Source organism: Streptomyces murinus (assembly GCF_002154555.1).
Lineage (GTDB): Bacteria > Actinomycetota > Actinomycetes > Streptomycetales > Streptomycetaceae > Streptomyces > Streptomyces murinus.
In genome coordinates, this window is sequence record NZ_MUNF01000750.1 from 1 (window position 1) to 1310 (window position 1310).

Annotated in this window: 1 protein-coding gene; it reads right to left on the reverse strand. The window is 74.6% G+C overall.

The annotated features are described in order from the left end of the window. A partial coding sequence (locus CCN72_RS34370; RefSeq protein ID WP_086812257.1) for a polyamine aminopropyltransferase occupies positions 1-1290 on the reverse strand: 1290 nt, incomplete at its 3' end. Positions 1291-1310 lie beyond the last annotated feature (20 nt).

A 1310-nucleotide genomic window follows, 5' to 3' on the forward strand; every position in this document is an offset into this window, starting at 1 on the left:
GGCGACCGTCCAGAAGACACGGGGGCGGGTGGTGACGGACCCGGCGTGCACGACGAGACGGCCGCCGGGCGCGAGCACCCGGCGGGTGAGGCCGTAGAACTCCTCGGAGTACAGCTTGGTGCTGGCGGTGATGCCGGGGTCGGGGAGGTCGGCGATCACCACGTCGTACGAGGCGCCGGGCGCGGTGCGCAGCCAGCCCAGGGCGTCGGCGATGGTGAGGTGGATGCGGGGGTCGGCGTAGACATGGCCGTTGGCGGCGGCGAGGCCGGGGTCGCTGCGCGCCAACCGGACGAGTTTCGCGTCGAGTTCGACGATGTCGACGCGGCGCACTCCGGGCCGGCGCAGCACCTCGCGCGCGGCGAGGCCGTCGCCGCCGCCGAGGATCAGCACCCGGGCGTGCGGCCCGGTGAGGGCGGGGTGGACCAGGGCCTCGTGGTAGCGGCGGGCGTCCTGGCCGCCGACGCGCAGCCGGCCGTCGAGGTAGAGGTCGAGGGGGCGGCCGTCGGTGCCGCCCGCGAGGACGACCTCCTGCACCCCGGTCTGCACGGCGACCCGGACGTCCGTGCCGTACACCGCCCGGCGCGCGGCGCGTTCGAAGTCGGCGGAGAGGGCGGCGGCCGAGGCGAGGACGCCGAGGACGGTGAGGCCGACGAGGAGCAGGGACCAGCGGGCGCGGCGGGTCAGATCGCGCCGGAAGAGGCCGAGGACGAGGGCGCCGCCCGCCACGAGGTTGACCGTGCCGGTGAGCAGCGCGCCGGTCAACTGGCCGAAGAACGGCAGGAGTACGAAGGGAAAGGCGAGGCCGCCGACGAGGGCGCCGACGTAGTCCGCGGCGAACAGGTCGGCCACGGCGGTGGGCGCGTCCTGCCGGCGGATGCGCTGGATCAGCTCCATCAGCAGGGGAACCTCGGCGCCGATGAGCAGGCCGATGGCGAGCGAGAAGGCGACCAGCAAGCAGCGCGGGCCCTCGGCCCACAGTCCGCCCCAGCCGCCGGTCCAGGCGAACACCGCGTACAGGGCCATCGCGCTGCACCCGCCGACCAGGGCGAGCAGCGTCTCGACCGCGCCGAAGCCGACGGCGGTGTGCCGGCGCAGCCGTTTGGCGCCGAGCGAGCCGATGCCCATCGCGAACACCATCACGGACAGCACGACGGACGCCTGGGTGACCGTGTCGCCGATCAAGTACGAGGCGAACGCGACGAGTTCGAGCTCGTACACGAGTCCGCAGGCCGCGCAGACGAAGACGCACGCGAGAACCAGGAACCGCCCGGTGCCGGGCCGGACGGGCAGCCCGGCACCGGGCGGTTCCT